Source organism: Parazoarcus sp. PS-13 R2A, assembly GCF_057621855.1.
Window position 1 is genome coordinate 24,350 of record NZ_JBYEXN010000033.1, and the last position, 7,313, is coordinate 31,662.

Annotated in this window: 5 protein-coding genes; all 5 read right to left on the bottom strand. The window is 64.1% G+C overall.

Features of this window, described 5'->3' with window-relative positions; all coding sequences use genetic code 11:
* Positions 1 to 369, bottom strand: coding sequence for a cupin domain-containing protein (locus AC22G6_RS20710; RefSeq protein ID WP_487368351.1), 369 nt, complete (start codon positions 367 to 369; stop codon positions 1 to 3).
* Between the two features lie 22 nt (positions 370 to 391).
* Positions 392 to 3,334: a molybdopterin-dependent oxidoreductase gene (locus AC22G6_RS20715; RefSeq protein WP_487368352.1), complete on the bottom strand. Its 2,943-nt coding sequence runs from the start codon at positions 3,332 to 3,334 to the stop codon at positions 392 to 394.
* On the bottom strand, positions 3,331 to 4,176 hold the full coding sequence (locus tag AC22G6_RS20720; RefSeq protein WP_487368353.1) for a hypothetical protein: 846 nt from the start codon (positions 4,174 to 4,176) through the stop codon (positions 3,331 to 3,333). The genes AC22G6_RS20715 and AC22G6_RS20720 overlap by 4 nt, the downstream gene beginning before the upstream one ends.
* Positions 4,177 to 4,360: 184 nt before the next feature.
* Entirely contained in the window at positions 4,361 to 6,100 is a 1,740-nt protein-coding gene (locus AC22G6_RS20725) for a cobaltochelatase CobT-related protein (protein WP_487368354.1), read from the bottom strand.
* Positions 6,100 to 7,077 (bottom strand): AAA family ATPase, encoded by a 978-nt coding sequence (locus AC22G6_RS20730; protein ID WP_108974562.1) that lies wholly within the window; start codon positions 7,075 to 7,077, stop codon positions 6,100 to 6,102. Before AC22G6_RS20730 ends, AC22G6_RS20725 begins: the two co-directional genes overlap by 1 nt.
* Between the last annotated feature and the right edge of the window lie 236 nt (positions 7,078 to 7,313).

The following is a 7,313-nucleotide window of genomic DNA, read 5'->3' on the forward strand; positions in this document are numbered from 1 at the left end:
TCAATCGGCTTTATAGCTGCGGATCACGTAGTGCTTGGTCGTCGTTTCAACCACGTCCCAGAAACCGCGAAAACCGTTCGGAATCAGAAACGCATCGCCGGTCCTGAACGTCTGCGCGCTGCCATCTTCTGCAATCAGCCGAACGTGTCCGCTGATGATGTAGCAGAACTCGTCACGGTCGGTGAATGCATGCCATTTCCCCGGCGTGCTGGTCCAGGTGCCCGCAATCAGATCACCGTCCGCGCTGTCGAACATCGCCTTGTTGGTGTGAATCGGATCACCCTCCACGACACGGCCGGGCTTGTCGGCAAGCCGGCTCGTGGTCGCGATGGTATCCGGGTTGTTGAAGTCGATGACCTTGACCGTCAATTCTCTTCTCCTTCATGTTGTTTCAGGTTGCCGCACGCACGCGGCAGAGGTGCAGCTTCAGATTACTCTGATGCGACACCGGATCGAGCGCCCCCTCGGTGAGCGCATTCACCGAGTCCGCGGGATGGAAGGGCTGCGTTCTGTCCCAGCCGATTGGCACAAACACTGCGTCGGGACGAATGCCCGGCGTGATCCAGGCCCGCGCCTCGATCGTCCCGCGCGGGGTTTCGACACAGACCCGCTCCCCATCCCTGACGCCAATCCGGCTGGCTTTGTCGGGGTGCAACTGGCAGTACAGGTCCGGCCACATCTCCTGGGCTTGCCAGAAGTAATGCGTCCATGAATGAAAATGGGGTGCCGTGGGTCGTCCGGTCACCAGTTCGGTATCGAACCCCTGTGCACGCAACTTCGCGCCGGGCGAGTCTGAAGTCGCCGCGGTCCAGACCGCGCCTTCAACCACTGCGCGACTATGGAAGAACGGTGAAACCTGCATCTCCGCCTTCTCGCCGTGCGGCGCGAGATGGGGCAAGTCGATGAGTTGCTCCGCCTCCGTATAGAAAACCGGCAATGCCGACAAGCCGATCGCAAGAAACTTCTCCTCGAGCGCCTCGTTCCAGAATTCCAGCTTCCCGCTTGCGGTGGGAAACCGTCGTCCGTCAGTGCAGCCGAAAGCTGTCGTGCCTTCGAGATACAAGGTACCTGGCTCGGGGTCATCCTCATGCGCCACCGGTGTGCGCACCCAGCGGTATGGGGTCGACTTCAGGCGTGCCATGGTGACGCCATTGAGATCCGGCGTCGCGCGGCAGAAAACCTCGTCCCAGAACACGGTCGGATTCTTGTACTCGTCCTTGAGCACATCGTCGAAACCGAAGCGCTTCCCGAGCTCGATCCAGATCCAGTGATCCGAGCGCGCTTCCCCCGGCGGGTCGATGATCCTGTCGTTCCAGACAATGCGGCGATCCTCGGCAAGGCGACTGATGCCACCCTTCTCGATACCGCTCGCCGCTGGCAGCACATAGTCGGCCAGTGCAGACGTCTCGTTCCTGAACAATTCGACATGCACCAGGAGGTCGAGGCTCTTCAAGGCGTCTTCCACTGCAGATCCGCCCGGCCACTGTGCTGCCGGATTATTGCCGGTGATCAGCGCCCTGATGGGGTAAGGACTGCCCTTGCGCATGCCATCGAGCCACGCCACCGGACTGCGACCCATTGCCGGCTTCGTGATCGGGGCGCGCCGTGCCTCGGGCACAGGCACCATCACCCAGTCGGGCTCGGAAGCCACGTTGAAGTAGCCCCCGCCGCGACGCCCCCAGTTGCCGGTCATCGCGGCAAGGAACATGAGCACCCGGTTGGTCTGCACCGAGTTGCTGTGCTGGTTGACCCCACGACTGGCAAAAATCATGCAACCGTCGGCACTCGCAATGGCGGTCGCCAGTGTACGGATGGTCGTGACATCGAGATCGGTGATGCTTGCGGCCCACTCTGCGGAGTAGGCCTGCGCATTGACGAAATCGCGCCAGATCCTCCACCCCTGCACCCAATCCTCGCAGAACGCCTGGTCGTGCTGCCCGGAGGCAAAGATCTCGTGGATCAGACCCAGCGCCAGCGCCATGTCGGTACCCGGACGGATCGCCAGCCATTCATCAGCCTTGCTCCCTGTGGCAGTAAGGCGAGGGTCGATGACGACCATGCGGGCACCACTGGTGAGGCGCCAGTCATTCACCATGCCAAAGTTGACCGGCCGGGTCTCTGCCTGATTGTCGCCAAAGTAGACGAAGAGACGCGCGCTGCCGATGTCATCCTCGGTGTAGATGTTGCCGACACTCGTCGAACCCAGCGTGAGTTCCAGCGCGACGACTTTGCCCGCATCGCAGAAGGGCTCGGTGGTCAGCACGTTTGGCGTGCCCCAGAGCTGGGAAAAGAGCCGTGTGTAACCCATGATGTTGAGCACGCCGGTGCGGGTACCCATGTGGATTGCCAAGGCCTCGCCGCCGTGCTCGGTCCGCACCGCCATCAGGCGCTGCGCGATCTCGTCGAGGGCTTGCTCCCAGCTGATCTCCTCGAAGCGTCCGCTGCCCCGCTCGCCAACCCGCTTCAAGGGTCGCGTCAGGCGGGCTGGATGTTTGTAGAGCTGCAGGGTCATCTGCGACTTGGGACAGATCCGGCCCTGAAACACCGGATCTTCATCATTGCCGAGAATATTCACCACCTCGCCATCGCGCAGATGGAACTTCAGGGTGCAGCCGTTAAAGCAAATGTGGCAGCCGCCCGGCTTGACCTCCTCGGCTGGCGCCGAATTGTCCAGCCGATATGGCGCTTGCGTGTGCGCTGCCGTCAAGCGCTGCCGGGTCGATTGATCCGTGAGCAATGCAGGCGCACGCGCATGTGCAAGGCGGTCGGGCGACGCTGTGCCGGCAACCTGCTTGCGGTCGAGATACAGGGTTGCAGGCCCCTGCAGAAAATGGTCATGATCACGCACCGGCTTTCCGGCAAGCTCCGCCCGTGCCACCAGCGAATCGCGCTCGCCAAACGTAATCGCACGCGTCGGGCACACGCTGGCACACGCCGGCCCCTCTCCGCGCGCGCGCCGCGGCGCACACAGATCGCACTTCACCGCGTGGTGATCGACCGGGTCGTAGCCCATCGCACCATAGGGACAGGCCAGTACGCATTCGCCACACCCGGTGCAGCGCGAGGTATCGACGCTGACCACCCCGGTTACCGGATCGCGCGAGAGCGCTTTGGGCGACACCGGGCAGGCACGTACGCAGGCAGGACGCTCGCACTGCTGACACGTGACGGTGAGAAAATCGAGCGCAGGCACCTCGGGGGCCCCCAGCCACATCACCTTGTTGCGGTATTCGTGCGGACCCAGGCCGTTGACCTGCTTGCAGGCGGCCTCGCAGCTCTTGCAACCGGTGCAGCGCTCCAGATCGATACTCAAGGCAAGACGGGTCATGCTCATGCCCCCCACGCGGCGAGATGCCACCAGTAGATCGCCCTGCCACCCGCCGCATAAGGGGCGAAGAACGTAACAACCACCACATGCAGAATCAGGCCGGAAACAAAGGCAATGGCGGCCGCAATGTGAACACGGCGCCACAAGGACAGCACCGTGCCTGCCCGCCGGCGCGCTCCGACGAGACGCGACTCTGCTGCGACCAGCCTTGCATATTTCAGGGTCAGCCACGGATGCCGCAGCGCATGACGCAGATTGGGCGAGAACACGCTCTCGCTGGCAGCCGGATCAAGGGTCGCGAGAAGTGCGCGCTTGCGCTCGATCACGTCGGCAAGCGCGGCTCTGTCGACGCCATCGGCGCGCAGGAAGCTCGACGCACGCGAGCCGAACCGCTGCGAGAAACGGGCAGACAGAAAAATGCGCGCCAGCGTCCCCTGAAGCACGAGGAAGAACAGCAGTCCGAGCACCGCACCCGGCGGCGACAGCAGGCTACCACCCAGACCATGGAAACAGATCAGAGCAAGTCCCGCCGAACTCGCAAGCACGTGGGCGACAAACCACGCCGGCGGACAGCTGCTCAGCCCCCCGCGCTTGGTGACCGAGAACAGAACCGGCACGAACAGGAGCACAGCGCCGAGAATCGCCGCGGTCTGGCGCGGCGGGCTGCCGGCAAGCCGTCCGCTCCCGAACGGCATCGAACCGAGCATGATGGCCAGCAACGCCAGCACCGCCACCAGCAGGCCCAGCAAGAATGGCCTGCCGAGGCGAGGCACATCCGCTGACTGACTCTGATGCGCCATCGAAGGCGGCGATCGCCCGGGATCGGTCCCGGCTGTCTTGAGTTGCATGCTTGTCCGGAGTTGTGAAAGGGTGGAGGAGTGTTACGCCAGAATGCCGCCGACTGCGATGCAGGGTGGACGTCCTGGCACCTTTGGCTGTGTGCCGAGCTTAGTTGGACGCCGCAAGCCCGCAGTAGAGCCAGTTCCGGGAATTCACTTGGACCAGCACCTGACGCTCAGATGCGGCATGCGATCAGCGCCGATGACGCCCGCCGATGAGCTGAACGATTTCGTAGAACAGATTGTTGTCCAGCGCCTGGCTCATGTCGGTTGCCAGGCAACGTCGGTAGAACGGGCTCAGATCAAGCCCCACACCAAGTCCAAGAATTTCCACCGCACCCTGCTGTTCCCGGCGTGCGACGACATCCTTCAGATGGTTGTCGAGATAGAAATCATCATTGGCACGCCCGGTCGCGCTGTCGGCCGGACAACCGTCGGAGATCACGATCAGGATGCGCCGTGCCTCGTCGCGCGCGAGCATGCGGTTGCAGGCCCAGTCCACCGCCTCGCCATCGATGCCCTCACGAAAGAGATCGGGCTTGAGCAGCGCCATCATGTCCACCCGCGAACGCCGCCAGTTGCGTTCCGCCTCCTTGAACACCATGTGAGTGACTTCGTTGAGGCGCCCGGGGTTGGCCGGCCGGCCATGGCTCATCCACTCCTTGACCGCACGCCCGCCGTTCCACGCACCGGTGGTGAAACCGAGCAATTCGGTCGTCACGCCGACCATTTCAAGCGCACGGATCAGCAGGTCGATCATTGCCGCCACCGGCTCGGCGTGCGTCTTCATCGACCCGGAGCAATCCACGAGGAAGCTAACGATGCAGTCCGCCGCGGGCTTGTACTGATCCTGCCGGAACAGCCGCCGTTCAGCCGGCGAACTGATCAACTGCGACAGACGCGCGCCGTCGATCGTGCCCTCCTCCTGCCCGAACAGCCAGCCGTCGCGCTGCGGCTGTGCAAGGATCGCACCGAGCATGCGCGCCAGCCGCGGCAGATTCACGCCCTGTTCGGCGATGCGCTTGTCCACCCGTTCGCGGTACTCGCGCAGCAGCGCCCGGCGTACCAGCGTGCCGGCGGCAACCTCGGTATCGAAGCGCGTCGTGTAGACGCGATAGGCTTGCTCCGCGTCACCGAACACCTTCGACTCGCCCGTGGTCGCCGCGGCGATGTTGTCGCCGTCGCCCTCGTCCTGGTCGAAATCGAGCAGAAGCGCAAAGCGGCTCTTGGCTTCCTCCTCATCATCCGGGTCGGCCTCGTCGGCTTCGGCGCCAGCCTCGGCCATGTCGGCGCGCATGGTTTCACCCACCACTCGGGCGGCTTCCAGCGCGTGCGCGGCAAAGGCGCGCTGGTCGCCGCGGTTGCGGCGCATGCCCGCCAGCGGCGTGCCAAGCGTGCTTACCAGCGAGGCGCGCGTGCCTTCGATGTAGTCCTCGGTTTCCTCCAGCACCGGTCTGGCGTTGAGGCGCGACCACACCATCTGCACCACGGTGTACAGCAGGATGCCGAGGCGGCCTTCGGTGAGCCCTTCGCGGTAAAAGGTGCGCGACCAGTCCTCGAAGCGGCGGTGCAGGTTGGCCGCCATGCCCGGCATATCCACCGGTACATGGGTTTCCACCCGCAGCTGCTCAAGCCATTCAAAGACCAGGCGCTCGATCCCGCCCGTCGGACACAGGCTGCGATGCAGCGCGGGGTCGGAGTGCAGCAGGCGCAGCGCCATGCCATCGGCGGCCGCACGGCAGTCGGCGAAGTCATCCAGATCGGGATCGACGCGCAGATGCGGCGCATGCATCGGCAACGGCCGCGTGCCTTGGTGCAATCTCCGGCCGCGGTAATGCAGCGCCGGATCGCCGGTCATTGCACGCAGGGTGGCTGCGCACAACTCCTCGACCTTCTGCTGCCGCCTGGCCCGTTGCTGGGCAGTCGCGTTCATTACGACTGCGCCTCGCGCATCCAGGACTCATCCAGCTCCTCGCCGAAGCAGCGCTGGTAGTACTCGGCCACGATCGGGCGCTCGGCCTCGTCGCACTTGTTGAGGAAGGACAGGCGGAAAGCCAGTGCCGGGTTGCGGAAAATCTCGCAGTTCTCCGCCCAGGTGATCACGGTGCGCGGCGACATCAGCGTCGACAGATCCCCCGCAGCAAAACCCTTGCGCGTGAGATCCGCCACCTGAACCATCTGCGCGATCAGCTTGCGCCCCTTGTCGTAGTTTTTCGACGGCACGCGGGCGAGCACGATCGCCACCTCCTCCTCATGCGGCAGGTAGTTGAGCGTGGCCACGATGTTCCAGCGGTCGATCTGCGCATGGTTGAGCACCTGGGTGCCGTGATACATGCCCGACAGGTTGCCCAGGCCGACTGTGTTCGAGGTGGCGAACAGGCGGAAATAGGGATGGGGACGGATCACGCGGTTCTGGTCGAGCAGGGTGAACTTGCCATCGCGCTCGAGAATGCGCTGGATCACGAACATCACGTCCGGCCGGCCGGCGTCGTATTCATCGAAGATCATCGCCACCGGACGCTGCAAGGCCCACGGCACGATGCCTTCCTGGAACTCGGTGACCTGCAGTCCGTCGCGCACGACAATGGTGTCCTTGCCCACCAGGTCCAGACGGCTGATGTGGCCATCCAGATTCACCCGCACGCAGGGCCAGTTCAGGCGTGCCGCCACCTGTTCGATGTGGGTGGACTTGCCGGTGCCGTGCAGCCCCTGCACCATCACCCGCCGGTCGCGATTGAAGCCGGCCAGGATGGCCAGGGTTACGTCGGGATTGAAGCGGTAGGCGCCGTCAATCTCGGGCACATGGTCGTCGCGCTCGTCGAAGGCCGGGACTTCAAGGTCCGAATCGATGCCGAACACTTCACGCACCGACACCAGGCGGGCGGGGCGAATCTGGGTGATGTCTGTCACTGCTGTCTCTCCGGTTATCGTCGCCGCAAGCTGTGCGCGGCGCTGTTCATCTGCTGTCGAACCCCGGATCGATGTCGCCGGCGCCATGTTGTCTGGCGCCAGCGCCGCGGCGCCTGGTCCGACCCTTCGCTGGGTCTGCTGCACGTTCGCTGCCGCGAACGCGCGTCTTTACTCAAGGACGGGTCGTGAGGGCGCGGATGCGCCGCTCAGCCTTCCGCCCCGGCTTCGTTTCGTGC

Bases quoted from the DNA above. Each gene is read 5' to 3' on its own strand.
- AC22G6_RS20715 (WP_487368352.1), bottom strand. From the start codon at position 3,334: ATGAGCATGACCCGTCTTGCCTTGAGTATCGATCTGGAGCGCTGCACC.
- AC22G6_RS20720 (WP_487368353.1), bottom strand. From the start codon at position 4,176: ATGCAACTCAAGACAGCCGGGACCGATCCCGGGCGATCGCCGCCTTCG.
- AC22G6_RS20725 (WP_487368354.1), bottom strand. From the start codon at position 6,100: ATGAACGCGACTGCCCAGCAACGGGCCAGGCGGCAGCAGAAGGTCGAG.